General features: G+C 69.0%; 26 protein-coding genes. 19 read left to right on the forward strand and 7 right to left on the reverse strand.

The window, feature by feature from the left end; genetic code table 11:
• Positions 1-5: 5 nt before the first annotated feature.
• On the forward strand, positions 6-794 hold the full coding sequence (locus EOE66_RS14710) for an SDR family oxidoreductase (protein ID WP_128229473.1): 789 nt from the start codon (positions 6-8) through the stop codon (positions 792-794).
• Here EOE66_RS14710 and EOE66_RS14715 read toward each other — a convergent pair.
• Both EOE66_RS14715 and EOE66_RS14720 read right to left on the reverse strand, forming a co-directional pair.
• On the reverse strand, positions 791-1,729 hold the full coding sequence (locus EOE66_RS14715; protein ID WP_128229474.1) for a DMT family transporter: 939 nt from the start codon (positions 1,727-1,729) through the stop codon (positions 791-793). The two genes, EOE66_RS14710 and EOE66_RS14715, sit on opposite strands and share 4 nt — an antisense overlap.
• A gap of 28 nt (positions 1,730-1,757) precedes the next feature.
• Entirely contained in the window at positions 1,758-2,069 is a 312-nt protein-coding gene (locus EOE66_RS14720; RefSeq protein ID WP_128229475.1) for a putative signal transducing protein, read from the reverse strand.
• 128 nt (positions 2,070-2,197) lie between these two features.
• On the opposite strand from EOE66_RS14720, the gene EOE66_RS14725 reads away from it, so the two are divergent.
• Entirely contained in the window at positions 2,198-3,181 is a 984-nt protein-coding gene (locus EOE66_RS14725) for a quinone oxidoreductase family protein (protein ID WP_128229476.1), read from the forward strand.
• A gap of 142 nt (positions 3,182-3,323) precedes the next feature.
• Here EOE66_RS14725 and EOE66_RS14730 read toward each other — a convergent pair whose 3' ends face one another.
• The 3 genes from EOE66_RS14730 to msrB form a co-directional block, all read right to left on the reverse strand.
• A complete protein-coding gene (locus EOE66_RS14730) occupies positions 3,324-4,136 on the reverse strand; it encodes a peptidylprolyl isomerase (protein ID WP_128229477.1) in 813 nt (270 codons plus the stop codon).
• A gap of 91 nt (positions 4,137-4,227) precedes the next feature.
• A complete protein-coding gene (locus tag EOE66_RS14735) occupies positions 4,228-4,488 on the reverse strand; it encodes a BolA family protein (protein WP_128229478.1) in 261 nt (86 codons plus the stop codon).
• Positions 4,489-4,492: 4 nt separating this feature from the next.
• Positions 4,493-4,951, reverse strand: coding sequence for a peptide-methionine (R)-S-oxide reductase MsrB (gene msrB / locus EOE66_RS14740; RefSeq protein WP_128229479.1), 459 nt, complete (start codon positions 4,949-4,951; stop codon positions 4,493-4,495).
• Between the two features lie 194 nt (positions 4,952-5,145).
• Between msrB and EOE66_RS14745 the strand changes: the two genes are divergently transcribed.
• From EOE66_RS14745 to EOE66_RS14820, 16 genes are all read left to right on the forward strand, one after another.
• A complete protein-coding gene (locus tag EOE66_RS14745; RefSeq protein ID WP_128229480.1) occupies positions 5,146-6,393 on the forward strand; it encodes a branched-chain amino acid ABC transporter substrate-binding protein in 1,248 nt (415 codons plus the stop codon).
• A gap of 152 nt (positions 6,394-6,545) precedes the next feature.
• A complete protein-coding gene (locus EOE66_RS14750) occupies positions 6,546-7,523 on the forward strand; it encodes a branched-chain amino acid ABC transporter permease (protein ID WP_245479069.1) in 978 nt (325 codons plus the stop codon).
• Positions 7,524-7,530: 7 nt separating this feature from the next.
• Positions 7,531-8,841 (forward strand): branched-chain amino acid ABC transporter permease, encoded by a 1,311-nt coding sequence (locus EOE66_RS14755; protein ID WP_128229482.1) that lies wholly within the window; start codon positions 7,531-7,533, stop codon positions 8,839-8,841.
• Positions 8,838-9,638 carry an ABC transporter ATP-binding protein gene (locus EOE66_RS14760; protein WP_245479050.1) on the forward strand — a complete coding sequence of 267 codons (801 nt, stop codon included), beginning with the start codon at positions 8,838-8,840 and terminating at the stop codon, positions 9,636-9,638. Before EOE66_RS14755 ends, EOE66_RS14760 begins: the two co-directional genes overlap by 4 nt.
• Before the next feature lie 17 nt (positions 9,639-9,655).
• Entirely contained in the window at positions 9,656-10,351 is a 696-nt protein-coding gene (locus tag EOE66_RS14765; RefSeq protein WP_128229483.1) for an ABC transporter ATP-binding protein, read from the forward strand.
• A gap of 188 nt (positions 10,352-10,539) precedes the next feature.
• Positions 10,540-12,636 carry a 3-hydroxyacyl-CoA dehydrogenase NAD-binding domain-containing protein gene (locus EOE66_RS14770; RefSeq protein WP_128229484.1) on the forward strand — a complete coding sequence of 699 codons (2,097 nt, stop codon included), beginning with the start codon at positions 10,540-10,542 and terminating at the stop codon, positions 12,634-12,636.
• Between the two features lie 24 nt (positions 12,637-12,660).
• Positions 12,661-13,836 carry an acetyl-CoA C-acyltransferase gene (locus tag EOE66_RS14775; RefSeq protein ID WP_128229485.1) on the forward strand — a complete coding sequence of 392 codons (1,176 nt, stop codon included), beginning with the start codon at positions 12,661-12,663 and terminating at the stop codon, positions 13,834-13,836.
• Positions 13,836-14,747, forward strand: a complete 912-nt coding sequence (locus EOE66_RS14780) for a hypothetical protein (protein WP_128229486.1) — start codon at positions 13,836-13,838, stop codon at positions 14,745-14,747. The genes EOE66_RS14775 and EOE66_RS14780 overlap by 1 nt, the downstream gene beginning before the upstream one ends.
• A 72-nt stretch (positions 14,748-14,819) precedes the next feature.
• A complete protein-coding gene (locus EOE66_RS14785) occupies positions 14,820-16,643 on the forward strand; it encodes an acyl-CoA dehydrogenase (RefSeq protein WP_128229487.1) in 1,824 nt (607 codons plus the stop codon).
• Between the two features lie 48 nt (positions 16,644-16,691).
• Positions 16,692-16,886, forward strand: a complete 195-nt coding sequence (locus EOE66_RS14790) for a hypothetical protein (RefSeq protein WP_128229488.1) — start codon at positions 16,692-16,694, stop codon at positions 16,884-16,886.
• A gap of 19 nt (positions 16,887-16,905) precedes the next feature.
• Positions 16,906-17,697: an SDR family oxidoreductase gene (locus EOE66_RS14795; protein ID WP_128229489.1), complete on the forward strand. Its 792-nt coding sequence runs from the start codon at positions 16,906-16,908 to the stop codon at positions 17,695-17,697.
• A gap of 16 nt (positions 17,698-17,713) precedes the next feature.
• Positions 17,714-18,151, forward strand: a complete 438-nt coding sequence (locus tag EOE66_RS14800) for a PaaI family thioesterase (RefSeq protein ID WP_128229490.1) — start codon at positions 17,714-17,716, stop codon at positions 18,149-18,151.
• A gap of 14 nt (positions 18,152-18,165) precedes the next feature.
• Positions 18,166-19,185 carry an NADP-dependent oxidoreductase gene (locus tag EOE66_RS14805; protein WP_128229491.1) on the forward strand — a complete coding sequence of 340 codons (1,020 nt, stop codon included), beginning with the start codon at positions 18,166-18,168 and terminating at the stop codon, positions 19,183-19,185.
• Positions 19,182-19,640: a GNAT family N-acetyltransferase gene (locus EOE66_RS14810; RefSeq protein ID WP_128229492.1), complete on the forward strand. Its 459-nt coding sequence runs from the start codon at positions 19,182-19,184 to the stop codon at positions 19,638-19,640. Before EOE66_RS14805 ends, EOE66_RS14810 begins: the two co-directional genes overlap by 4 nt.
• A complete protein-coding gene (locus tag EOE66_RS14815; RefSeq protein WP_128229493.1) occupies positions 19,637-20,575 on the forward strand; it encodes a glutathione S-transferase family protein in 939 nt (312 codons plus the stop codon). The genes EOE66_RS14810 and EOE66_RS14815 overlap by 4 nt, the downstream gene beginning before the upstream one ends.
• A complete protein-coding gene (locus EOE66_RS14820) occupies positions 20,572-21,486 on the forward strand; it encodes an SDR family oxidoreductase (protein WP_128229494.1) in 915 nt (304 codons plus the stop codon). The genes EOE66_RS14815 and EOE66_RS14820 overlap by 4 nt, the downstream gene beginning before the upstream one ends.
• Before the next feature lie 18 nt (positions 21,487-21,504).
• On the opposite strand, the gene EOE66_RS14825 is transcribed toward EOE66_RS14820, so the two are convergent.
• Positions 21,505-22,029: a GAF domain-containing protein gene (locus tag EOE66_RS14825; RefSeq protein WP_128229495.1), complete on the reverse strand. Its 525-nt coding sequence runs from the start codon at positions 22,027-22,029 to the stop codon at positions 21,505-21,507.
• A 100-nt stretch (positions 22,030-22,129) separates the two neighbouring features.
• Positions 22,130-22,882: a DUF1223 domain-containing protein gene (locus tag EOE66_RS14830; protein WP_164885119.1), complete on the reverse strand. Its 753-nt coding sequence runs from the start codon at positions 22,880-22,882 to the stop codon at positions 22,130-22,132.
• Between the two features lie 53 nt (positions 22,883-22,935).
• Here EOE66_RS14830 and EOE66_RS14835 point away from each other — a divergent pair, with 53 nt between their 5' ends.
• Positions 22,936-24,183, forward strand: a complete 1,248-nt coding sequence (locus tag EOE66_RS14835) for a TIGR03862 family flavoprotein (RefSeq protein ID WP_128229497.1) — start codon at positions 22,936-22,938, stop codon at positions 24,181-24,183.
• The last annotated feature ends 19 nt before the right edge of the window (positions 24,184-24,202 follow it).

The raw sequence follows: 24,202 nt of genomic DNA on the forward strand, positions 1-24,202 counted from the left end.
AGACCATGGACTTGGGCATTGCAGGCAAGTGGGCGCTGGTGTGCGCCGCGAGCAAGGGCTTGGGCAAGGGCTGCGCCGCGGCCCTGGTGAAAGAGGGCGTGAACGTCGTCATCACCGCGCGCGGCGCCGAGGCGCTGGAAGCCACCGCGGCCGAACTGCGCGCGCTGAACCCGGCCGTGCAGGTGCTCGCCGTGGCCGGCGACATCACCACGCCCGTGGGGCGCGCCGCAGCGCTGGCGGCCTGCCCGCAGGTGGACATCCTGATCAACAACGCCGGCGGCCCGCCGCCCGGTGACTTCCGCGACTGGGACCGCGAAGCCTGGCTGAAGGCGCTGGACGCGAACATGCTCACGCCCATCGAACTCATCAAGACCGTGGTCGATGGCATGGCCGAGCGTGGTTTCGGCCGCATCGTCAACATCACCAGCGGCGCGGTGAAGGCGCCCATCGACATCCTGGGCCTGAGCAACGGCGCGCGTTCGGGGCTGACGGGTTTCGTTGCCGGCCTGGCGCGCCAGCCCAAGCTGGCGGGGCGCAACGTGACGATCAACAACCTGCTGCCTGGCGCCTTCGACACCGACCGCCTCAAGACCACGCTGGCCGGTGCGGCCGCCAAGACCGGCCAGCCCATCGAGGCCGTGGCCGAAGCGCGCAAGCAGCAATCGCCGGCGCGCCGCTTCGGCACGGCCGAGGAGTTCGGCGCCTACTGCGCCTTCCTGTGCAGCGCGCATGCGGGGTTCGTCGTCGGGCAGAACCTGCTCACCGACGGCGGCGCCTACGGCGGCACGTTCTAGTGCTTCGGGGCGCCGCGGCTCGACACCGCGATGCCCGCGACGATGAGCGCGAAGGCCAGCGCGTGGAAAGGCTGCGGGCGCGTGTCCAGCAGCAGCGTGGACAGCAAGGCCGCGAACAGCGGCGTGAGGTTGCCGAAGAAGGCCGCCAGCGCCGGGCCCCCCTGCGCCACGGCCAGGCCCCAGGCACGGTAAGCCAGCACCGAGGCGCCCACCGATACGTACACCGTGGCCGCCAGCAGCGGCCAGCCCCACTGCACGGGCACGGCCTGAAGACCTGGCCAACCCTGCTCGACACCGGCGAAGGCCGCTGCCAGCGGCAGGCCGAACAGCACCTGCAGCAGCAGCAGGCCTGCCCAGCCCCAGCCCTCGTCGGCGCGCGGGCGTGCGTCGCCCTGCATGTGGGCCGGCGGCCGCGCCAGCAGCCAGCTGTAGACGGCCCAGCCGATGGCCGCGGCCAGCACGAGCAGGTCACCCGCCACAAACTGCACCTGCAACAGCACCGCCGGCGAACCGCGGCCCAGCACCACCAGCACGCCGCTCAAGCCCAGCGCCGCGCCCAGCAGCTGGCGCAGGCGCGGCTTCTCGCCGAAGAACAGCGCGCCCACGGCCAGCATCCACACCGGTGTGCTGCTGGCCACCAGCGTCACGTTCAGCGGCGTGGAGGTCACCAGCGCCGCGTACTGCAGCGCGTTGTACAGGCCCACGCTCAGCGAGCCGATGGCCAGCAGGTAGCCCCAGCGCTGCGTGATGCGCGAGGCCGGCCGCAGCGCCCGCCAGGCCAGCGGCAACAGCAGCGCCAGCGCCATCAGCCAGCGCAGCAGGTTGAAGGTGAGCGGCGGCACCAGGTCCACCACCAGGCGGCCGACGATGGCGTTGCCGGCCCACATCAGCGGCGGCAGCGTCATCAGCAGGGCCAGGCGGGGCGTCAGCGCCATGGCTGCGCCTGACTTGGCGTGCGGCACCTCATGCGCTGGCCGGGCGCCAGGCGCCGCAGTTCCAGCATTGCTCGAAGGGCCCCTCGACGATCTCGTCACAGGCTTCGCAGTGCCAGCGCTGCTCGGGTGCGGCCTGCCAGGCGGCCATCAGCGCGAGGGCGGGCGCGTGGTGGTGGTCGTCGTCCACCCACACCTCGGGCAGGCACTGGTCGGGCGGCAGTTCGCCGGCGATGCCGCTGGTGTAGGCGCGCTGCACACGCGCCGGAAAGCCGGCGCCGCTGATCTGGTCGGCCCACAGCGTGGCCAGCAGCAGGTTCGGGGCTTGGAGCAGGCGCTTCATCGGTCGGGCGATGTTGCCATGCGGGCGTGAAAGCCGCGGTCTGCGCCGGCTGCGGTGATGGCTTACGCTCACGGCCCCAAGAAGCACCCGGCAGCCGTTGCCATCCGCCATCCCCCGAGGAGACTTCCGTGTCGCGAGCCATCCAGATCACCGCCTACGGCGGACCCGAGCAATTGAAACTCGCCGAGTTGCCTGTCGGTGAACCCGGGCCCGGTGAGATCCGCATCCGGCACGTGGCCTGCGGCCTGAACTTCATCGACGTCTACCAGCGCACCGGCCTCTACGCCAACCCGCTGCCGCTGACGCTGGGCATGGAAGGCGCCGGCATCGTGGAGGCCGTGGGCGAAGGCGTCACGCACCTGCGCGTGGGCGACCGCGCGGCCTACGCCAGCCAGCCGCCCGGTGCCTACTGCGAGCGCCGCGTGATGCCGGCCAAGTGCGTGGTGCAGCTGCCCGAAGGCATCGCCTTCGACACCGCCGCCGGCATGATGCTCAAGGGCCTGACGGCGCAATACCTGCTGAACAAGACGCGGCCGGTGGAAGGCCTGGAGCCCGGTGATTTCGTGCTCTTCCACGCGGCTGCCGGCGGCGTGGGCCTGATCGCCTGCCAATGGGCGAAGGCCCTGGGCCTGCAGCTCATCGGCACTGCGGGCAGCGCCGCCAAGTGCCAGCTGGCGCTGGAACACGGCGCGGCGCACGCCATCGACTACAGCCGCGAAGACTTCGTCGCGCGCGTGAAGGAGATCACCGGCGGCAAGGGCGTGAAGGTGGTCTACGACTCGGTGGGCAAGGACACCTTCGAGAAGAGCCTGGACTGCCTGCGCCCCTTCGGCCTGATGGCCTGCTTCGGCAACGCCAGCGGCCCCGTGCCGCCGTTCTACCCGGGCAACCTGGGCCCGAAGGGCAGCCTCTACCTCACGCGCCAGACCCTGTTCACGCACATCGCCACGCGCGAAAGCACGCAAAAAATGGCCGACGACCTCTTCGGCATGGTGCTGGCCGGGAAGGTGAAGATCCGCATCGACCAGCGCTACCCGCTGGCCGAAGCCGCCACCGCGCACCGCGAACTGGAAGCCCGCAAGACCACCGGTTCGACCGTTCTGGTCCCGTGAACGAAAACCGGCCCGCAGGGGGCCGGTCCATCAAGCCACTTGCGCGGAACCGGCTCAGCCGGGCCGCTGCAAGAGCCCCAGGGTCTGAAGGACCCTTGCAGGGCCCTGGGGGTGGCGAACGCAGTGAGCCTGGGGGCTCACATCACTGACTGAACTTGTAGTCTGTCTTGGCTTTGCTGCGGAGCGATTCCTGGTACTGCTGCAACTTCTGCTGCTCCATGCGCTGCTTGAGCTGGGCCTTCACTTCGTCGAAGGCCGGGAAGCTCGCTTCGCGCGTGTCTTCGAGGCGGATGATGTGGAAGCCGAACTGGCTCTTCACGGGCGTGTCGGTCATCTCGCCCTTCTTCAGCTTCTGCAGCGCGCCGCCGAACTCAGGCACGTAGCTCTCGGGCTTGGCGAAGTCGAGGTCGCCGCCTTGCTCGGCCGAGCCGGTGTCCTTGCTCTTGGCCTTGGCCAGGTCTTCGAACTTGGCGCCGCCCTTGATCTGTGCGATCAGCGCCTTGGCCTCGTCTTCCTTCTCCACCAGGATGTGGCGGGCGCGGTACTCGGTGCCGGTGGACGCGGCCTTGAACTTCTCGTACTCGGCCTTGGCGGCTTCGTCGCTGATGGGGTTCTTCTTGCGGTAATCCTCGAAGAGCTCGCGGATCAGCAGGCTCTCGCGCGCCAGCGCCATCTGCGCGGCGAACTCGGGGCTGGCGGCCAGGCCCTTGCGGGCGGCTTCCTGCGTGAAGATCTCGCGCAGCACCACCTGGTCACGGGCCTGGGCCTGCAACTCGGGCGTGAGCTGCTGGCCAGCGCGCTGGGCCTGCTGCAGCAGGGTGTCGACACGCGCCTTGGGCACGGCCTTGCCGTTGACGGTGGCGATGTTCTGCGCCTGCGCGGCCAGCGGCGCGGCGGCGGCCAGGGCGAGGCTCAGGATCAGGGCCGCGCGCGCGGCAGGGGTCTTCGACTTCATGGACGGAGGAACTTTCGAGGTGGTGCCACCGACCAGGGCGGCGATGCGAGGAGGTTCGCGCTTGGAGCGCGGGCACGGCGAAGAAGTTTCTTCAAGCCTCGCCGGGGGCCTTGGCGACGATGGCCAGGGCATGCACGCCCTGGGCCGCCAAAGGGCCGAGGGCATCATACACAAGGCGATGTCGCGCCACGCGGGCCAGCCCGGCGAAGCGCGCGCTGCTGATCTGCACGCTGAAGTGGCGCCCCTCGCGCGCGCCGGCATGGCCGGCGTGCAGGTGGCTGTCGTCCTGCACCTGCAGCGTGGTGGGCTGCAGTGCAGCCTGCAGGCGGGCGTGGATCTCGTCGGCGGTCATGGCTTCAGGCGTCCTGCTTGCCGCCGGCCGCATCGTCGGTGGCCGGCTTGAAATCGATGGCTGCCGAGTTGATGCAGAAGCGCTCGCCGGTGGGCTCGGGGCCGTCTTCGAAGACGTGGCCCAGGTGGCTGCCGCAGTTGTGGCAGCGCACTTCCACGCGCACCATGCCGTGGCTGGTGTCGACCACGCGCTCCACCACCTCGCTGTTGATGGGCTGCCAGTAGCTTGGCCAGCCGCAGCCGGCATCGAACTTGGTGCCGCTCTCGAACAGCGGCGTGCCGCAGCCCACGCAGTTGTAGCGGCCGTCGTCGAAGTGGTCCCAGTACTTGCCGGTGAAGGCGCGCTCGGTGGCGGCATGGCGTGCCACGCGGTACTGCATGGGGTCGAGCTCGGCGCGCCATTGCTCGTCAGTCTTGCGCACGGGGTAGCGCGGGTCGTCGTGGTCGTGGGGGTGTTGGGCCATGGTCTCAGGCAGTGAAGTGGCGCGGGCGTGGGCCCCGCTGGATGGCTGCATTGTCCCCTGCGCGCACCGGCAAGAGGCGCGTGCGGGCATGCGCTTGTCGCTGTGGCGACAAGCCCGTTCGGGGTAGTCCCTGAGGGCTGGGGACATGCAGTTCAGCTACCTTCCATGTGTTCTGCGGTTCACCAGGAGACAACATGAAACTGAAGCGGACTTTCCTCAGCATCGCCCTCGGCAGCGCGATGGTTCTCGGCAGCAGCGCGGCCCTCGCGCAAAAGGGCGAGACCGTCAAGATCGCCTGGATCGACGCCCTCACCGGCCTGACGGCCGCCACCGGCCAGAACCAGCTCAAGGGCTTCCAGTTCATGGCCGAGCAGTTCAACAAGAGCAACCCGGCCGGCGTGAAGTTCGAGGTCGTGTCCTTCGACAACAAGCTCAGCCCGCAGGAAACCGTCAACGCCCTGCAGGCCGCCATCGACCAGGGCATCCGCTACGTCGCGCAGGGCACCGGTTCGGGCCCGGCCGCGGCCATCATCGACTTCCTGAACAAGTACAACGAGCGCAACCCCGGCAAGGAGGTCGTGTTCCTGAACTACGCCGCGGTCGACCCCTCGCTCACGAACGAGAAGTGCAGCTTCTGGCACTTCCGCTTCGACGCCGACACCTCCATGAAGATGGAGGCCCTGACCACCTTCATGAAGGACGACAAGGCCGTCAAGAAGGTCTACCTGATCAACCAGAACTACTCCCACGGCCAGCAGGTGGTGAAGTACGCCAAGGAGAACCTGGCGCGCAAGCGGCCTGACATCCAGATCGTCGGCGAAGACCTGACCCCGCTGGCGCAGACGCGCGACTTCGCGCCCTACATCGCCAAGATCAAGGCCAGCGGCGCCGACACCGTCATCACGGGCAACTGGTCTTCCGACCTGACGCTGCTGGTGAAGGCGGCCAACGACGCCGGTCTGAACGCCAAGTTCTATACCTACTACGCCAGCGTCAGCGGCACCCCGGCGGCCCTGGGCGCCGGCTCTGCCGGCCGCGTGTACCAGGTCGGCGTGATGAACTTCGAGAACCCGGCCGCACGCAAGGTGATGGACGAGTACAAGGCCAAGTTCAACGACGATTTCTACACCGCCCAGATCTTCAACGTCTACACGATGCTGAGCGCCGCGATGGCCAAGGCCAAGAGCACGGCCCCCATCAAGGTGGCCGCTGCGATGGGTGGTCTGGAAGTGCCCAGCTGGGGCGGCTCCGTCACCATGCGCAAGTCCGACCATCAGCTGCAGCAGGCGGTGCACATGACCGTGTGGCAGAAGGCCGGCCCCAAGCCCTTCGACTACAGCGTCGAGAACACCGGCTTCAACTTCCGCAACGTGAAGACCTACGAGCCCTATGTGGCCAGCACGCCCACGTCGTGCCAGATGAAGCGCCCCGCGGGCCTGTAAAGCCAGCCCCGCCGGCGACCGGGCCCTGAGGAGCTCGCTCCGCAGGGCCCTTTTTGCGGGCCTCTCTTCTCCGCCACAGCCCACGGATTCCCGCCTTGGACCAACTGCTCATCAATGTACTGAACGGCATCAGCGCCGGGCTGCTGCTGTTCATGCTCAGCTCGGGGCTGACGCTCATCTTCAGCATGATGGGCGTGCTGAACTTCGCGCACGCCAGCTTCTACATGGTGGGCGCGTACATCGCCTACTCGCTGACCAAGATCATCGGCTTCTGGCCGGCGCTGTTCATCGCGCCGCTGCTGGTGGGCACGCTGGGTGCGCTCTTCGAACGCACGGCCTTGCGGCGCGTGCACAAGTTCGGGCATGTGCCCGAGCTGCTCATCACCTTCGGCCTGAGCTTCGTGGTGCTGGAACTCGTCAAGCTCGTCTGGGGCTTGTCTTCTGTGCCCTTCCCGCCGCCGGCGCTGCTGCAGGGCCCGGCCTTCACGCTGGTGCAGAACCCGGCCGATGGCATGCACGTGCTGTGGGGCGTGGCCCCTGCCGGTACCTGTGGTGTCGAGGTGGCCGGCGGCCTGACCAAGTGCTCCACCTTCCCGGCCACGCGCTTCTTCATGATGGTGGTGGCGCTGGTGATGCTGCTGGCCCTGTGGCTGCTGCTCACGCGCACCCGCATCGGCCTGGTCATCCAGGCTGCGCTCACCCACCCCGAGGCCGTGGAGGCCCTGGGCCACAACGTGCCGCGCGTGCTGATGCTGGTGTTCGGCAGCGGTTGCGGCCTGGCCGGGCTGGCGGGCGTGATCGGCGGCGTGACCTTCGTCACCGAGCCCTCGATGGCCACCATCGTCGGCAGCATCATCTTCGTGGTTGTGGTGGTCGGCGGCATGGGCTCGCTGGCCGGCGCCTTCGTCGCCTCGCTGCTCATCGGGCTGCTACAGACGCTGCCGCTGACGGTGGACAAGAGTCTGGCCGACCTGGCCCGCCTCATCGGCTGGGCCGTGACGCCCTCGAATTTCGCTTATCCGATCCTGAAGATCACGCTGGCCCAGGCGGCACCCATCCTGCCCTACCTGCTGCTGGTGCTGATCCTGATCTTCCGGCCCAAGGGCCTGTTGGGAACACGAGAAGGTTGATGCGCTGATGGGACGCAATCACGAAGGGCGGGCGCGCTACCGGTTCAAGCCCTGGAACGTCGGGCGCTGGGTGCTGTGGGGCCTGTTCGCCCTGGTGCTGGTGGTTTCGCCGCTGCTGTGGAAGTCGGGCTTCGCGCTGACCATGCTCAGCCAGATGGGCATCGCCATCATCGCCTGCCTGGCCTACAACATCCTGCTGGGGCAGGGCGGCATGCTCAGCTTCGGGCACGCGGTGTACACGGGCCTGGGCAGCTTCCTGGCCATCCACACCATGAACAAGATCGCCGCCGGTGCGATCTGGCTGCCCATGAGCATGGTGCCGCTGGCGGGGGGCCTGGGCGGCCTGTTCTTCGCGGCCTTGCTGGGTTATGTGACGACCAAGAAAGCCGGCACGCCCTTCGCCATGATCACCCTGGGCATCGGCGAGCTGGTGTGGAGCATGTCGCTGATGATCCCCGAGTTCTTCGGTGGCGAAGGCGGCGTCAGCAGCAACCGTGTGGTGGGCGAACCCTTCTTCGGCATCACCTTCGGGCCGCAGATCCAGGTGTACTACCTGATCGCGTTCTATTGCTTCGTCTGCACCGCGCTGATGTTCGCGCTGACGCGCACGCCACTGGGCCGCATGCTCAACGCCGTGCGCGACAACCCCGAGCGCGTGGAGTTCGTGGGCTACAGCACGCAGCGTGTGCGCTACATCGCCTTCATGATCTCGGGCATGTTCTCGGGCATCGCCGGCGGCTTGGCCGCGGTGAACTTCGAGCTCGTCACCGCCGAGGTCGTGGGCGCGGCGCGTTCGGGGGCCTACCTGCTCTTCGTGTTCCTGGGCGGCGCGATGTTCTTCATCGGGCCGATCATCGGGGCCGTGCTGATGGTGGTGGCGCTGGTGCTCCTGTCCGAGCTCACGCCGGCCTGGCAGCTGTACATGGGCCTGGTCTTCGTGTTCATGGTGATGTACGCCCCGGGCGGCATCAGCAGCCTGATCATGATGAACCTGCGTGTGGCTTCCTTCGGCAAGCTGCGGCCGCTGGTGGCCAGTTACCTGGCGCTGGCCGGTACGGCACTCACCATGCTGGTGGGCGCCGGTGCGATGGTGGAGATGGTCTACCACCTGCAGCTCAACGAGGCCCTGGGCCCTGAGCTGAAGTACATGGGCGCCACGCTCAATGCCAAGGGCTTCGACAGCTGGTTCGGCGCGTGTTTCATCCTGGCCGTGGGCATCGCCATGTTCGAGCTCACACGCCGCCAGTTCGCGCGCCATTGGGGCCAGACGCAGGAAGAGATCGAGAAAGAGATCAAGCGCCGGGAGGCCGCGCTGTGAGCGACAAGAAGAACATCAAGTCCGAGTTCGCGGTCGAACTGCGTGACGTGCGCAAGAGCTTCGGCAAGACCGAGATCATCCGTGGCGCCAGCCTGGCCGTGCGGCCCGGCGAGCGCGTGGCCATCATCGGCCCCAACGGCGCGGGCAAGAGCACGCTGTTCAACCTGATCAGCGGCCGCTTCGGCAGCACCAGCGGCGACATCCTGCTGCACGGCGAGAAGATCGACGGCCTGAAGCCCTACGAGATCACGCGCCGCGGCCTGGCGCGCAGCTTCCAGGTGAGCAACCTCTTCACGCGCCTGAGCGTGTTCGAGAACCTGCGCTGCGCCGTGCTGTGGAGCCTGGGCTACAAGTACAGCTTCTGGCGCTTCCTGGCCGACGCGAAAGACGCCAACGACCGCGCCGAAGAGGTGATGGACATGATCAAGCTGCACAAGCGGCGTGACGTGCTGGCCATGAACCTCACCTACGCCGAGCAACGCGCGCTGGAGATCGGCATCACCATCGCCGGCGGCGCCAGCGTGGTGCTGCTGGACGAACCCACGGCCGGCATGAGCAAGAGCGAGACCTCGCGTTTCGTGAACCTGATCCGCGACGTGACGGTGGGCAAGACGCTGCTGACCGTGGAGCACGACATGGGCGTGGTCTTCGGCCTGGCCGACAAGATCGCGGTGCTGGTGTACGGCGAGGTGATCGCCTTCGACGTGCCCGAGGCCGTGCGCGCCAATGCGCGGGTGCAGGAGGCCTACCTCGGCAGCGTGCTGGCCGAAGCCCAAGCCGAAGCCGCCGGGCATTGAGAGACGCGGACAAGCCGATGCTGAACCTGAACAACGTCCACGCCTTCTACGGCAAGAGCCACGTGCTGCACGGGGTGAACTTCGAGGTCAAGCCGGGCGAGATCGTCTCGCTGCTGGGCCGCAACGGCTCGGGCCGCAGCACCACGGTCAAGGCCATCATGGGCCTGGTCGACTGCACCGGCAGCGTCAAGTTCAAGGGCGGCGAGATTCTGGGCCTGAAGGCCTTCGAGATCGCGCACGCGGGCCTGGGCTACGTGCCCGAGAACCGCGACATCTTCCCCACGCTCACCGTGCACCAGAACCTGCTGCTGGGGCAGAAGAGCGGCGCGAAGAAGAGCCGCTGGAACTTCGACGACATGTACACGATGTTCCCGCGCCTGAAGGAGCGGCAGCACACCGAGGCCGGTGTGCTCAGCGGTGGTGAACAGCAGATGCTGACGCTGTGCCGCACGCTGATGGGCGACCCGGAACTCATCATGATCGACGAGCCCACCGAAGGCCTGGCGCCCAAGATCGTGGAACTGGTGGCCGAGTACCTGCGCGAACTCAAGCGCCGCGGCATCAGCGTGCTGCTGGTGGAACAAAAGCTCACCATCGCGCTCGAAGTGGCCGACCGTTGCCTGGTGATGGGCCATGGCCAGATCGTGTTCGAAGGCACGGCGGCCGATCTGCGCGCCAACACCTACATCCGCAAGGAGTGGCTGGAAGTGTGAGCCCCCAGGCTTGTCGCTTCGCGCCTTCGCCACCCCCCGAGGGGGCTCTGGCAGCGGCCCGGCGAAGCCGGTTCCGCGCCAGGACTTGATCCCGCGGCGTATCGTGCTTGTCGCTGCTGCGACATGGAGCCGTCGCACGCGAACCCTAGAATCGAACGACCGTTCTATTTCAGCCGGAAGGAGCCAGCATGGGCGCCCAGTACGAAGTTCGCGGCAATGTGGCCGTGCTCACCCTCGACAACCCACCGGTCAACGGCCTGGGCTTTGACACCCGCGTGCAGCTGGCCCAGGGCGTGGAGCGCGCGGTGGCCGACGCGGCCGTGGAGGCCATCGTCGTCACCGGGGCCGGCAAGGCCTTCTCGGGCGGTGCCGACATCAAGGAGTTCGGCTCGCCGAAGTCCATCGCCGAGCCCAACCTGCTGAGCCTGATCAAGCTGCTGGAAGACTGCCCCAAGCCCGTGGTGGCGGCCGTGCACAGCGTGTGCATGGGCGGCGGCCTGGAACTGGCCCTGGGCGCGCACTACCGCGTGGCCGCGCCGGGCACCAACGTGGCCCTGCCCGAGGTGAAGATCGGCCTCATCCCCGGCGCCGGCGGCACGCAGCGCCTGCCGCGCGTGCTGGGCGTGGAGACCGCACTCAACATGATCGTCAGCGGCGAGCCCGTGAAGAGCGAAGTGCTGGCCAGCCTGCCGGGCCAGAAGCTCTTCGACAAGATCATTGAGGGCAACGTGCTCGACGGCGCCATCGCCTTCGCAGCCGAGGTGGCCGCCAAGCCCGGCCCTCACCCGCGTGTGCGCGACTTCAAGGTCAGCCACCGCGACGCGGATGCCTACTTCGGCTTCGCGCGCAACATGGTCAAGGGCATGGCCAAGAACTTCCCTGCGCCCGTGAAGTGCGTGGACGCCGTGGAAGCCTGCCTGAAGAAGAAGTTCGACGACGGCATGCTCTACGAGCGCGAGACTTTCCTCGCGCTGATGCTCACGCCCGAGTGCAAGGCGCTGCGCCATGCCTTCTTCGGCGAGCGTGCCGCGAGCAAGATCCCTGACGTGCCGGAAGACACCCCGCAGCGCAAGATCGAGAAAGTGGCCGTCATCGGCGCCGGCACCATGGGGGGCGGCATCGCGATGAACTTCCTCAACGCCGGCCTGCCGGTGGTGATGCTCGAGATGAAGCAGGAGGCGCTGGACCGCGGCGTGGCCACCATCCGCAAGAACTACGACGCGCAGGTCAAGAAGGGCAAGCTCAAGCAGGACAAGCTCGACGCCCGCATGGCGCTGCTGAGCACCACGCTGAACTACGCCGACATCGCCAGCGCCGACCTCGTCATCGAGGCGGTGTTCGAGGAGATGGGCGTCAAGGAAAAGGTGTTCAAGACGCTCGACGAGGTGATGAAGCCCGGCGCCATCCTCGCCAGCAACACCAGCACGCTGGACGTGAATGCGATTGCCGCCTTCACCAAGCGCCCGCAAGACGTGGTGGGCATGCACTTCTTCAGCCCCGCCAACGTGATGAAGCTGCTGGAGGTGGTGCGCGGCGAAAAGACAGCGAAAGACGTGCTCGCCACGGTGATGACCATCGCCAAGAAGATCCGCAAGACCGCCGTGGTCAGCGGTGTCTGCGACGGCTTCATCGGCAACCGCATGATCGAGCAGTACAGCCGGCAGGCCGGCTTCCTGCTGGAAGAGGGTTGCACGCCGGCGCAGGTGGACAAGGCGGTCGAGAAGTTCGGCTTCGCGATGGGCCCCTTCCGCATGGGCGACCTGGCGGGCAACGACATCGGCTGGGCCATCCGCAAGCGCCGCTATGTGGAGAAGCCGCACATGCGTTACAGCAAGACCGCCGACCTGCTGTGCGAACTGGGCCGCTACGGCCAGAAGACCGGCGCCGGCTGGTACGACTACGTGCCCGGCAAGCGCGACGCGATTCCCTCCAAGCTGGTGGAGGAGATGATCGAGAAGCACCGCGCCGAGATCGGCGTGCAGCCGCGCAAGATCAGCGACGACGAGATCGTGCACCGGCTGGTGTATTCGCTGGTCAACGAGGCCGCGAAGATCCTGGAAGAAGGCATCGCCAGCAAGGCCAGTGACATCGACATGGTCTACCTCACGGGCTACGGCTTCCCGCTCTTCCGCGGCGGCCCGATGTGCTACGCCGACAGCCAGGGCCTCTTTAACGTCGTGCAGACGATGAAGAAGTTCGCGGCCAACCCGCATGACGACGCCAGCTTCTGGCAGCCCGCGCCCTTGCTGGCCAAGCTGGCCGCCGAGAGCAAGAGCTTTACCTGAAACACGGCTGAAGGAACCCCCACCATGACCCAAGCTGTCATCGTCTCCACCGCCCGCACGCCGCTCTGCAAGAGCTGGAAGGGCGCCTTCAACATGACCCACGGCGCCACGCTGGGCGGCCATGCCGTCAAGGCCGCCGTGGAACGCGCCGGCATCGACCCCGGCGCCATCGAAGACGTGCTGATGGGCTGCGCCAACCCCGAAGGCGCCACCGGCTGGAACATCGCGCGCCAGGTGGCCTTGCGGGCCGGGCTGCCCATCAGCGTGAGCGGCATCACCATCAACCGCTTCTGCTCCAGCGGCCTGCAGACCATCGCCATGGCCGCGCAGCGCATCATCGCCGGCGAGGGCGATGCCTATGTGGCCGGCGGCGTGGAAAGCATCTCCTGCGTGCAGCAGGAGATGAACATGCACATGTTCCAGGACAGCTGGCTGAAGGAGCAGAAGCCCGAGATCTACTGGCCCATGCTGCAGACGGCCGAGACCGTGGCCAAGCGCTACCAGGTGGCCAAGGAACGCATGGACCGCTTCGGCGCCGAGAGCCAGCAGAAGGCCTGCGCGGCCCAGGCGGCAGGGCTGTTCAACGACGAGATCGCGCCCATCACGGTGATGGCCGGTGTGGCCGACCCGGTGATGGGCCTGCGCAGCAAGGAAGTGACGGTCAGCGCCGACGAAGGCCTGCGGCCGGGCACCACCTTCGAGGCGGTGCAGGGCATCCGTTCGGCCATGCCTGGCGGCGTGGTGACGGCGGGCAACGCCAGCCAGTTCTCCGACGGCGCCGGTGCCTGCGTGGTGGTGAGCGAAACCTACGCGCAGCAGAAGGGCCTGAAGCCCCTGGGCCGCTTCCTGGGTTTCGCCGTGGCCGGCTGCGAGCCCGACGAGATGGGCATCGGCCCCGTGTACGCCGTGCCCAAGGTGCTCAAGCGCCTGGGCTTGACGGTGGCCGACATCGACCTGTGGGAACTGAACGAAGCCTTCGCCGTGCAGGTGCTGTACTGCGCCGACACCTTGGGCATCCCCATGGACCGGCTGAACGTCAACGGCGGCGCCATCGCCGTGGGCCACCCTTACGGCGTGAGCGGCCAGCGCCTGACGGGCCATGCGCTCATCGAAGGCAAGCGGCGCGGCGCCAAGCGCGTGGTCGTCACGATGTGCATCGGCGGTGGCATGGGCGCGGCCGGCGTGTTCGAGGTGCTGTGATGCGGCGTCTGGCAGTGCTCGCAGGTGTGGCGCTTGCCGTGGCGGCTGCGTTGCCGGCCTGGGCGCAATCGCCGGCTTCGCCGCAGGACTCGGGCCGGCAGTTCGAGGCCGGCCGCACGGCCGAACTGCAGCAGTGGCAATGGCGAGCGCAGCGCGGCGTTGAACTCACGCCGGCGCAGAAGGCGGTGGACGCCGTGCAGCAAGCCATCGCCAAGCGCGATTGCCCCGGCGCCGTGGCCGCGCTGAACGCCGGGCTGGCCAAGAGCTACCCCGAGATCTTCACGCTGGCTGGCGCGCTGTACGAAGAGGGCGTGTGTGTGCGCCCGAACTGGGACCGCGCGGTGGGCCTGTACGAACGCGCCATCGCGGCCAAGCACCCTGGCGTGACGGCACGCCTGGCGGCGGGCTACGCCAGCAAGGCCGGCGGCAAGGACCTGGCGGCTGCGCTGTGGTGGGCCACGCGCGCCCGCACCCCGCTGCCGGCCCCTTGCGCCGAAGTGGCGCCGCTGGTGGCCGACGCCGACAAATTCATCGCCGCTCTGCAGGCCTGGCCGGCCGGGCGCTTCGAGGCCTGTGCCTACGCCGCGGCCGTGATGGCCAGCGTGCAGGCAGATCTGGAAGAGCCCGATCTGGCCAGCGGCTTCGGCATGGCCGGCACCGCCGTGCTGCGCTTCACTCCGGCCGAGGGCCGCATCGACATCCAGGACGACGCCATCGACGCCCCCGCCGCTGCAGGCGTGGTGGTGGCGGGTTCGGCGCAGGACAGCGAACGGCGCGCCGCGCGCAAGGCCTTCCAGGTGGAGATCCGCGCCTCGGCCGACCGGGCGCTCAAGCGGTACGAGAAGCCGGCCGCGGTGCCGGCCGAATGGCGGGTGGAAGCGCGGCATGTGTTCGCTGCGGCGCCGCGCTGACACGCCCCAGCCTCTGTGGGGGCGCCTGCGCCGGCGCGGTGTGCCCCCCTCCTGTTCTGCCGAGCCTGCCTGATGCGTGACACCCTCGACTTCCTGCTTCACGACTGGCTGCGTACCGCCACGCTGCTGCAGCGGCCTCGTTTCGCCGACCACACGGCCGAGACCTTCGCGCAGGTGCTGGACACCTGCGAGCGCATCGCGCGCGAGAAGTTCGCGCCCTTCAACCGGCTGGCCGACACGCAGGAGCCCCACTTCGACGGAGAGCGGGTGCACCTGCCGCGGGCCACGCACGAGGCGCTGGCCGCGTATGTCGAATCGGGCATGCTGGCCGCGGCGCAAGACTATGAATTCGGCGGCATGCAGCTGCCCTGCGTCATCGAGATGGCGGCCAACGCCTTCTTCAGCCGCGCCAGCGTGGCCATGGGCGGCTACGCCATGCTCACCAGCGGCAACGCCAGCCTGCTGATGGCGCACGGCACGCCGCTGCAGCGCGAGGTGTTCGCGAAGAACGAGTTCGCCGGCCGCTGGTTCGGCACCATGTGCCTGAGCGAGCCGCAGGCGGGCAGCAGCCTCAGCGACATCGCCACGCGCGCCGTGCCCGATGGCGAGGGTCACGAGGCCGATCCCCTGGGCCCGCGGTACCGCCTGCGCGGCAACAAGATGTGGATCAGCGGCGGCGAGCACGAGATCACCGAGAACATCGTTCACCTGGTGCTGGCGAAGATCCCGGGCCCCGACGGCAAGCCGATCGCGGGCACCAAGGGCATCTCGCTGTTCATCGTGCCGAAGAAGCTGGTGAATACGAAAGGTGAACTCACCGGCGAGCGCAACGACGTGGCCCTGGCCGGCCTGAACCACAAGCTGGGTTACCGCGGTACCACCAACACGCTGCTGAACTTCGGTGAAGGGCGCTTCCCGGTGCGGGGCGAGGCGGGAGCCATCGGGTACATGGTCGGCCAGCCCGGCGAAGGCCTGCGCTGCATGTTCCACATGATGAACGAGGCGCGCATCGGCGTCGGCCTCGGCGCGGTGATGCTGGGCATGGCCGGCTACGAGGCGAGCCTCGCCTATGCACGTCAGCGCAGCCAGGGACGGCCGATCACGGGTGCCGGCAAAGACGCCACCCAGCCCCCCGTGCCGCTGGTGGAGCATGCGGATGTGAAGCGCATGCTGCTGGCACAGAAGGCCTATGCCGAAGGCGGTCTGGCGCTGGCCCTCTACTGCGCGCGCCTGGTGGACGAGCTGCACACGGGCGACGAAGCCGCGCGTGCCGAGGCCGGCCTGCTGCTGGAAGTGCTGACGCCGATTGCCAAGAGCTGGCCCAGCGAGTGGTGCCTGGAGGCCAACAGCCTGGCCATCCAGGTGCTGGGCGGTTATGGCTACACGCGCGATTTCCCGGTGGAACAGTACTGGCGCGACAACCGCCTGAACATGATCCACGAAGGCACGCACGGCATCCAGGGCCTGGACCTGCTGGGCCGCAAGGTGGTGATGAAAGGCGGCGAAGGCCTGCGCCTGCTGGCGCTGCGCGTGGCCGACACGGCCCAGCGCGCCGGCCAGGTGGAGGGCCTGGCCGAGCACGCCAACGCCTTGAGCGGCGCGCTGCAGAAGCTGGGTGCCGCCACCAAGGCCGCCTGGGCCACGGGCGTGCCCGAAGAGGCGCTGGCCAATGCCACGCCCTACCTGCAGGCCTTCGGCCACGTGGTGCTGGCCTGGCTGTGGCTGGACGTGGCGCTGGCCGCAGAGGAATCGGAAGCACACGCAGCGCTGAAACCTGGCAAGCGTGCCGCGCTGCGCTACTTCTACGCTTTCGAGCTGCCCAAGATCGACGCCTGGCTGGGCCCCGTGGCCCGGCGCGAGCCCCTGCTGCGCGAGATGCAGGACGCGTGGTTCTGAAGGCCCCAGCCCCCGGGTCGCTGTGGGCGTTTGGCGCATGATGGCCCCATGAAAACCTCCACCGTCGAAGCCTGGGTCTGGATCCTCATCTATGGCGGCCTGCTCACCGCGGCCGTCGGCCTGTTCGTGCAGCGCGGCGGCAGCGATGCCCTGGGCTGGACCTTGATGACCACTGGCGGCCTGGCCGCAGCGGCGGGCGCCGTGCTGGTGGTGCTGCGCTCGCGCATGAAAAACAAAGACTGACACCCCACAGGAGACGCTGATGAGCACCCCGATCTCGAAACTCTTCGACCTCACGGGCCAGGTGGCCCTGGTCACCGGCGGCTCGCGCGGCCTGGGCCTGCAGATGGCCGAAGCCCTGGGCGAAGCCGGCGCCAAGGTGATGCTGGTCTCGCGCAAGGCGGCCGACCTGGAAGAAGCCGCGGCCCACCTCTCGGCCAAGGGCATCGACGCACGCTGGATCGCTGCCGACGCCAGCAAACCCGAGGAGGTGCAGCGTGTGGTCGACGAGACCATGCACCGGCTTTGCCAGATCGACATCCTCATCAACAACGCCGGCGCCACCTGGGGCGCCCCGGCCGAGGACTACCCGCTGGAGGCCTGGGACAAGGTGATGAACCTGAACATCCGCAGTCTTTTCCTGTTTGCGCAGGCGGTGGGCAAGGCCAGCATGATCCCGCGCAAGCGCGGCCGCATCATCAACGTGGCCAGCATCGCGGGCCTGAGTGGCAGCATCGATGTGAAGTTCATCGCCTATGGCACCAGCAAGGGCGCCGCGGTGAACTTCACGCGCACGCTGGCGGGGGAGTGGGGCGCCTACGGCATCACCGTCAATGCGCTGGCGCCGGGTTTCTTCCCGAGCAAGATGACCAAGGGCGTGCTGGAGCACTTCGGCGCCGACAAGCTGGCCGCCGGCGCGCCGCTGAAGCGCCTGGGCGACGACGACGACCTCAAGGGCGCGGTGCTGCTCTTCGCCAGCGCCGCGGGCAAGCACATCACGGGGCAGATCCTGGCGGTGGACGGTGGAGTGAGTGCCGTGCACGGCGGCGGCTGAAGCTGGAAGCGCCGCCATGGAGTTCAAGGTCCACATCCCCTTCGTGCAGCTGCTGGGCATGCGTCTCGAACGCATGGCTGCCGGTGAGGCCGAGATCCACATGGACCTGCGCGAAGAGTTCACCAACAGCTGGGGCGTGGCCCACGGCGGCGTGACGATGACGCTGCTGGACGTGGTGATGGCCCACGCCGCGCGCAGCGCCGACACGCCGGAAGGCGAGGCGCTGCCCGGCGTCGTCACCATCGAGATGAAGACCAGCTTCATGCGCCCGGGCCTGGGCACCCTGGTGGCCACGGGCAAGCGGCTGCACCGCACGGTGTCGATGGCCTTCTGCGAGGGTTATGTGCACGACCAGCAAGGCGTGCTGATCGGTCACGCCAGCGGCACCTTCAAGTACCTCAAGGGTTTGCCTGTCGGAGGCAAACGCATCCAGAAGCTGAACGCTTCCGATTGAAGAAAGAACCCGTCATGCCTGAAATGAACCAGCGCATCGTGCTCGCCTCACGCCCCCGGGGCGAGGCCAGCGTCGACAACTTCCGCCTCGAGACCGTGCCCGTGCCGGCGCTGCAGGACGGCCAGGTGCTCGTGCGCCAGCACTTCCTCAGCCTGGACCCCTACATGCGCATGCGCATGAACGACGCGAAGAACTACGCCGCGCCGCAGCCGCTGAACGAGGTGATGATCGGCGGCACCGTGGGCGTGGTGGCCGAGTCGCGCCACCCGGGCTATGCGGCCGGCGACAGCGTGGTCGGCATGGGCGGCTGGCAGCAGTGGGCCGTGTTCGACGCCGCGCAGCCCGGCGCGCTGCGCAAGGTGGACGCGACGCGCATCCCGCTCTCGGCCTACCTGGGCGCGGTGGGCATGCCGGGCGTGACGGCCTGGGTGGGCCTGGTGCATTTCATCGAGCCCAAGGAAGGCGAGACCATCGTGGTGGACGCCGCCAGCGGCGCCGTGGGCAGTGTGGTGGGCCAGCTCGCCAAGGCGCGCGGCTGCCGCGCCGTGGGCATCGCCGGCGGGGCCGACAAGTGCGCCTACGTCGTGGAAGAACTCGGCTTCGACGCCTGCATCGACTACAAGCAGCACCGTGAACCCGCTGCGCTGGCCGCGGCGCTGGATGCGGCTGCGCCGAAGGGCGTGGACGGCCTGTTCGAGAACGTCGGCGGCGCCATCTTCGACGTGGTGCTCTCACGCATGAACGCCTTCGGCCGCGTGGCGCTGTGCGGTTTGATCTCGGGCTACGACGGCCAGTCGCTGGCCATCCACAACGCCCGCCTGCTGCTCACGCAGCGCCTGCGCCTGCAAGGTTTCATCGTCAGCGAACACATGCACCTGTGGCCGCCGGCATTGAAGGAACTGGGCGGCCTGGTGGCCGGCGGGCAGCTGAAGTTCCGCGAGACCGTGGCCCCCGACCTGGCCGCCGCGCCCGAGGCCTTCCTCGGCCTGCTGAAGGGCCGCAACTTCGGCAAGCAGTTGGTGAAGCTGGCATGAAGTGGTGGTACGGGCGCTTCGCGGCGCTCAGCGTGGGCGATCTCTACGACGCGCTGGCCTTGCGCTCGCAGGTGTTCGTGGTGGAGCAGAACTGCGTCTTCCTCGATGCCGACGGCGCCGACCGCGACAGCGCCCACTTGCTCGGGCGTGACGAGGCGGGCGTACTGCAGGCCTACCTGCGCGTGGTGGACCCGGGCGTGAAGTACGCCGAGCCTTCGATCGGCCGCGTCATCACCTCCGAGGCCACGCGCGGCACGGGCCTGGGCCATGCGCTCATTGCCGAGGGCATCGCGCGCTGCCGCAACGCATGGCCGGGCCAGCCCATCCGCATCGGCGCGCAATCGCGCCTGGAAAGCTTCTACGCCCGCCACGGCTTCGTGCGTGAAGGCGAGGACTACATCGAAGACGGCATCCCGCACTGCGAGATGGTGCTGCCCGGAGACAAGACCGCATGAACGACGAACTCATCCTGCACCACTACGACGGCTCGCCGTTTTCCGAGAAGGTGCGCCTGATGCTGGGCTTCAAGGGCCTGGCCTGGCGCTCGGTGAAGGTGCCGGTGATCCTGCCCAAGCCCGACGTGGTGGCGCTGACCGGGGGCTACCGCAAGACGCCTTTCGTGCAGGTGGGCGCCGATGTCTACTGCGACACCGCGCTCATCGCGCGCCTGCTGGAAAACCGCGCGCCGGCGCCGCGGCTCTTCCCGCCGCACCTGCCGCTGGCGCCGGTGTTCGCGCAGTGGGCCGATAGCACGATGTTCTGGACCGCCGCGCCCTACACGCTGCAGCCCGCCGGGGCCGCACACCGTTTTGCCGGCGCGCCGCCCGAAGTGGTGAAGGCCTTCGTGGCCGACCGCGCCGCCATGACCACCGGCATGACGCGCCAGACCGTGGCCGACGCCACCGTGAACCTGCGCGCGCAACTGGGCGCGCTGGAAGCGCAGCTCGAAGGTGGCGGGCCTTACCTTTTCGGCGACGTGAGCATCGCCGACTTCTCGGTGGCGCACTGCGTGTGGTTCGTCGCCAGCGGTGGGCCGGTGGTGGGCGAGATCCTGGCGGGCTTCCCGGCGCTGCAGCGCTGGTTCGCCGGCATGCAGGCCTTTGGCCACGGCCAGCCCGAGAAGCTGGGCAGCGCCGAGGCCCTCGCCATCGCGGCAGCCGCTTCGGCGGCGGGCCGTCACGCGCCCTGCGCCGTGCAGGCGGGTTTGGGTTTTGAAGCGGGCGAGGCCGTGACGGTGGCTGCCATCGACTACGCCCGCGACGCCGTCGCCGGCACGCTGGTGGGCTTGAACGCAAACGAGGCGGTGATCCGCCGCACGGATGAACGCGCGGGCACGGTGCACGTGCACTTTCCGCGCCACGGTTTCCAAGTCAAGAAAGAAGCAGCATGAGCGAGCAAGCACAAGGCGGCGTGGCCGTCATCACCGGCGCGGCTTCGGGCTTCGGCCTGGAGGCCAGCCGCATCGCCGCGGCGCGCGGCATGGCCGTGGTGATGGCCGATGTGCAGGCCGAGGCGCTGGAGCGCGCCGCCGCCGAGATCCGCAGCCTGGGCGCCCGTGTGCTGCCCTTCCGCCTGGACGTGAGCAAGGCCGCCGAGGTGGAAGCCCTGGCCGCCGCCACGCTGGCCGAGTTCGGCACGCCGAGCTTCGTGTTCAACAACGCGGGCGTGGGCGCTGGCGGGCTCATTTGGGAGCACACGCAGAAAGACTGGGAGTGGGTGATCGGCGTCAACCTCATGGGCGTGGCCCATGGCGTGCGCGTGTTCACGCCGCTGATGCTGGCGGCGGCCGAAAAGGACCCGGCCTACTGCGGCCACATCGTCAACACCGCCAGCATGGCCGGGCTGCTGAACGCGCCCAACATGGGCGTCTACAACGTCACCAAGCACGCGGTGGTGGCGATGAGCGAGACGCTCTACCAAGACCTGGCGCTGGTGAGCACGCAGGTGCAGGCGCACGTGCTGTGCCCGTTCTTCGTGCCCACGGGCATTCACCAGAGCGAACGCAACCGCCCGGCGGAGTTCAAGGAGGCTGCCGCGCCCACGCGCAGCCAGCTCATCGCCCAGGCCATGAGCGACCAGGCCGTCACGCGCGGCAAGGTCACGGCGGCGCAGGTGGCGCAGAACGTGTTTGCCGCGATGGACGAGGGCCGCTTCTACATCTACAGCCACCCGCAGGCGCTGGCCAGCGTGCAGGTGCGGCTGGAAGACATCATGACGCCGCGCAACCCGACCAGCCCGTTCGCGGCCAAGCCCGAGATCGGCGAGCAGCTGCGCCGCGCGCTGCGCGGCGAGGGCGGCTGAGGCCTTCCGCGTGCCGGCTCAGGCCGGCACGGCGGCCGCCTGGGCCTTGCGCAGCGCAAAGCCCAGCAGCGTGCCCACCTGGCGCAGGTATTCCACGTGCTCGGGGGTCCACTCCAGCACGTCGGTGGTGTTCTCGCAGCAGAACAGACCGAAGGGCTGGCCGGCCACGGTGATGCCCACGTCCAGCAGGCTGTAGATGCCCAGCGGCTCGAAGTAGATCTCGTTGAAGCAGTCCGTCACCGGGTGTTTGCGGGCGTCGCTGGCGACGATGAGGTTGTCGCGCCGCATGGCCTCGAAGTAGGGACCGAAGTCGTCTTCCTTCAGCACCGCGCCCTGGCTCCAGGCCGCGTCGGTGCGGTCGTACAGGCTCAGGCACTCGATGCGGTCGCGCAGCAGCGGGTCGGGGTAGATCCAGAGACTGGCACGCGTGCTGCCCATCTGCTCGGCCAGTGTGCGCGTGATCTCGCGGTAGAAATCTTCAGGCTGCGTGCTGCCGTCCATCAGGCGCTTGGCAATGGCCATGACCAAGGTCTTGTCGAACATCTTCGGGGCTCCGGGCGTGGGGGGATGGGCCGGACGCGCGACCGAGCCCGGTTGGACCCTCTTGCATCGGCAGCCCGACGCGGAACTTGAGGCCCTTTGCTCAGCAGCCCAAGGCCAGGGCCTGCAGCGGACGGGGGCTGCCGGCCTCGGTGAGCACGAAGGCCACGCGGCGAGGGTGCCTGGGGTCGCCGCGGCCGGCGGACAGAACGGCCTGCAGCCCCGCACTGGCCGCCCACGGGGGCACCGGCTGATACAGGCGCACCACGTGGTCCTGCTGCAGCAGGCGGCCGTTGTTCTCGCCGGCGTTCACGCGGCTCTGGTGCTGGTCTTCCAGCACCGCCCAGTAAGCGGCCCAGCGCGCGGCCGAGCCGGGCGCGGCCGCCACGTTCACGCGCACGGTGTCGCCGTGGCGCTCCAAGGTCACGGCGGGGGCCGGGCCTGCGCCAGGCGCCGGCAGCTGGGGCCAGCGCTGCCAGTCCTGCCCGTTGGCCACCACCTGCGGCGTGTAGACCTGCGCGCGGCCGGCCTGCCGGGCCAGCCGGTGCTGGCGTTCGGTGTAGGCGGCATCGCCGAAGCGGTCGGTCCAGCCCAGGCGGTCCCAGTAGGTGACGTGGAAGGCCAGGGGCAGCACGTCGGCCCGGCCGCGCAGGGTGGACAGCCAGCGGTCGGCCGGCGGGCAGGAACTGCAGCCTTCCGAGGTGTAGAGCTCCACCACCGTCGGCACGACGGCGCCGGAACGGGCGCTGCAGGCCGCCGGTTGGGCCAGTGCTAGCGAGGGGCCGATGGCCATCAGCAGGAGCAGGGTCGATCGCACGGTGGTTTCCTGGCGGCCCGCGGGGTGGGCCGTGCCCATGGGTCGTGCGGCTGCGCACGGCCTTACGGCGGGGCTGCGACTACGATGCCGCGATGTCCGCATCTGCACCCTTCGTCGCCGTGATCGGCGGCGGCCCGGCCGGCCTCATGGCCGCCGAGACCCTGGCCCAGGCCGGCCACGCGGTCGAGGTCTTCGACGCCATGCCGTCGGTGGGCCGCAAGTTCCTGCTGGCCGGCAAGGGCGGGCTGAACCTCACGCACAGCGAAAGCTTCGATCCCTTCACCGCGCGCTATGCCGAGCGTGCCGACACGCTGCGCCCGCTGCTGCAGGCCTTCGACAACGAGGCCTTGCGCACCTGGGCGGCGGCGCTGGGCGTGAGCACCTTCGTCGGCAGCTCGGGCCGCGTGTTTCCCACCGACCTGAAGGCCGCGCCGCTGCTGCGCGCCTGGCTGCACCGCCTGCGCGAGCAGGGTGTGCGCTTCCACATGCGCCACCGCTGGCAGGGCTGGGCCGGTGAGGGTGCGCGCAGCCTGCGCTTCCTGGCCCCGGCCGGTGAGGTGCTGGTGCAGCCGGCCGCCACCGTGCTGGCGCTGGGCGGTGCCAGCTGGCCGCAGCTGGGCAGCGACGGCGCCTGGGTGCCGCTGCTGGCCGCGCAGGGCGTGGGCGTGGCGCCGCTGCGGCCTTCGAACTGCGGTTTCGATGTCGCCTGGAGCGAACACTTCAGCAGCCGCCACGCCGGCCAGCCGCTGAAGGGCGTGGCGTTGCACTTCGAAGGCTGGCAGCAGGCCGGCGAGTGCGTGGTCACGGCCGGTGGCGTGGAAGGCAGCCTGGTCTACGCCGCATCGGCACGCCTGCGTGAAGCCATCGCCCGCGATGGCAGCGCCACTTTCCAGCTCGACCTGCTGCCGCAGCGAACGCTCGCCTGGGTGCAGGCCGAGCTGGCGCACCCGCGCGGGCCGAGATCGCTGTCCACGCACCTGAAGACGCGGCTGAAGCTCGAAGGCGTGAAGGCCGGGCTGCTGTGGGAAACCGTGCCTAAGGCCGACCAGGCCGACCCCGCCAAGCTCGCCGCCGCCATCAAGGCGCTGCCGGTGCGTGTGCAGGCACCGCGGCCCATCGCCGAGGCCATCAGCACGGCCGGCGGCGTGCCTTTCGAGGCCCTGGACGCCGGCCTGATGCTGCGCCAGCGCCCCGGCCTGTTCTGCGCCGGCGAGATGCTGGATTGGGAGGCCCCCACCGGCGGCTACCTGCTCACGGCCTGCTTCGCCAGCGGCCGGGCAGCCGGGCAGGGCGCTGCGGCCTGGCTGGTCGCACGCCGGCGGCCCCGGGCCGACGCCTGACGCCCTCGGGCAGCCCGGG

The sequence above is a fragment of the Rubrivivax rivuli genome, assembly GCF_004016505.1.
Taxonomy (GTDB): domain Bacteria; phylum Pseudomonadota; class Gammaproteobacteria; order Burkholderiales; family Burkholderiaceae_C; genus Rubrivivax; species Rubrivivax rivuli.

Excerpts from the sequence above, each read along its gene's own strand:
- EOE66_RS14795 (WP_128229489.1), top strand. The coding sequence starts at position 16,906 with ATGAGCACCCCGATCTCGAAACTCTTCGACCTCACGGGCCAGGTGGCC.
- EOE66_RS14785 (WP_128229487.1), top strand. The coding sequence starts at position 14,820 with ATGCGTGACACCCTCGACTTCCTGCTTCACGACTGGCTGCGTACCGCC.
- EOE66_RS14720 (WP_128229475.1), bottom strand. The coding sequence starts at position 2,069 with ATGAAGCGCCTGCTCCAAGCCCCGAACCTGCTGCTGGCCACGCTGTGG.
- EOE66_RS14800 (WP_128229490.1), top strand. The coding sequence starts at position 17,714 with ATGGAGTTCAAGGTCCACATCCCCTTCGTGCAGCTGCTGGGCATGCGT.
- EOE66_RS14750 (WP_245479069.1), top strand. The coding sequence starts at position 6,546 with ATGCTCAGCTCGGGGCTGACGCTCATCTTCAGCATGATGGGCGTGCTG.
- EOE66_RS14810 (WP_128229492.1), top strand. The coding sequence starts at position 19,182 with ATGAAGTGGTGGTACGGGCGCTTCGCGGCGCTCAGCGTGGGCGATCTC.
- EOE66_RS14710 (WP_128229473.1), top strand. The coding sequence starts at position 6 with ATGGACTTGGGCATTGCAGGCAAGTGGGCGCTGGTGTGCGCCGCGAGC.
- EOE66_RS14790 (WP_128229488.1), top strand. The coding sequence starts at position 16,692 with ATGAAAACCTCCACCGTCGAAGCCTGGGTCTGGATCCTCATCTATGGC.
- EOE66_RS14805 (WP_128229491.1), top strand. The coding sequence starts at position 18,166 with ATGCCTGAAATGAACCAGCGCATCGTGCTCGCCTCACGCCCCCGGGGC.
- EOE66_RS14730 (WP_128229477.1), bottom strand. The coding sequence starts at position 4,136 with ATGAAGTCGAAGACCCCTGCCGCGCGCGCGGCCCTGATCCTGAGCCTC.
- EOE66_RS14820 (WP_128229494.1), top strand. The coding sequence starts at position 20,572 with ATGAGCGAGCAAGCACAAGGCGGCGTGGCCGTCATCACCGGCGCGGCT.
- EOE66_RS14770 (WP_128229484.1), top strand. The coding sequence starts at position 10,540 with ATGGGCGCCCAGTACGAAGTTCGCGGCAATGTGGCCGTGCTCACCCTC.
- EOE66_RS14715 (WP_128229474.1), bottom strand. The coding sequence starts at position 1,729 with ATGGCGCTGACGCCCCGCCTGGCCCTGCTGATGACGCTGCCGCCGCTG.
- EOE66_RS14835 (WP_128229497.1), top strand. The coding sequence starts at position 22,936 with ATGTCCGCATCTGCACCCTTCGTCGCCGTGATCGGCGGCGGCCCGGCC.
- EOE66_RS14825 (WP_128229495.1), bottom strand. The coding sequence starts at position 22,029 with ATGTTCGACAAGACCTTGGTCATGGCCATTGCCAAGCGCCTGATGGAC.
- EOE66_RS14745 (WP_128229480.1), top strand. The coding sequence starts at position 5,146 with ATGAAACTGAAGCGGACTTTCCTCAGCATCGCCCTCGGCAGCGCGATG.
- EOE66_RS14815 (WP_128229493.1), top strand. The coding sequence starts at position 19,637 with ATGAACGACGAACTCATCCTGCACCACTACGACGGCTCGCCGTTTTCC.
- EOE66_RS14755 (WP_128229482.1), top strand. The coding sequence starts at position 7,531 with ATGGGACGCAATCACGAAGGGCGGGCGCGCTACCGGTTCAAGCCCTGG.
- EOE66_RS14735 (WP_128229478.1), bottom strand. The coding sequence starts at position 4,488 with ATGACCGCCGACGAGATCCACGCCCGCCTGCAGGCTGCACTGCAGCCC.
- EOE66_RS14765 (WP_128229483.1), top strand. The coding sequence starts at position 9,656 with ATGCTGAACCTGAACAACGTCCACGCCTTCTACGGCAAGAGCCACGTG.
- EOE66_RS14780 (WP_128229486.1), top strand. The coding sequence starts at position 13,836 with ATGCGGCGTCTGGCAGTGCTCGCAGGTGTGGCGCTTGCCGTGGCGGCT.
- EOE66_RS14830 (WP_164885119.1), bottom strand. The coding sequence starts at position 22,882 with ATGGGCACGGCCCACCCCGCGGGCCGCCAGGAAACCACCGTGCGATCG.
- EOE66_RS14775 (WP_128229485.1), top strand. The coding sequence starts at position 12,661 with ATGACCCAAGCTGTCATCGTCTCCACCGCCCGCACGCCGCTCTGCAAG.
- msrB (WP_128229479.1), bottom strand. The coding sequence starts at position 4,951 with ATGGCCCAACACCCCCACGACCACGACGACCCGCGCTACCCCGTGCGC.